Raw genomic sequence first — 445 nt, 5'->3', positions numbered from 1 at the left:
TTCAAGTCCTCCGGGGAGAAGGTCTCCAGGGCCCAGTGGAGGAAGGAGACGGCGTTGCCATGGGAGATGGCGACGCCCTTGGGGCGGCCGGTGCTGCCGGAGGTGTAGATGAGGTAGGCGAGGTGGCCGGGGTGGATGGCCACGCCAGGGGAGGTGGTGGGCTGCTTAACCAGCTCGGAGTCCGAGTCGAGGCACACGGGCGTGGCGGAGGTTTCTGGCAGGGCGGCAAGCAGGTGGGAGTGGGCGACGAGGGCAGGGCCCTGGGCGTCCTCCAGCAGCCAGCCGAGACGCTCACGCGGGTAGCTGGGGTCGAGAGGCACGTAGGCACCACCGGCCTTGAGGATGCCGAGGGCGCCGATGAGAAGGTCCTCGGAGCGCTCGACACAGAGGCCGACGCGGACTTCGGGCCCGACGCCGAGGCCGCGCAGACGGTGGGCCAGTTGGT

At 70.1% G+C, this 445-nt stretch carries 1 protein-coding gene; it reads right to left on the bottom strand.

Going from position 1 to position 445, the window contains the following annotated elements; genetic code table 11:
* On the bottom strand, positions 1–445 hold a 445-nt coding region (locus tag U8525_RS34465), incomplete at both ends, for an AMP-binding protein (RefSeq protein ID WP_374270971.1).

Origin of the sequence: Corallococcus sp. RDP092CA (assembly GCF_041903675.1) — a bacterium.
Lineage (GTDB): Bacteria > Myxococcota > Myxococcia > Myxococcales > Myxococcaceae > Corallococcus.
This window is presented reverse-complemented; position numbering and strand designations above follow the sequence as displayed.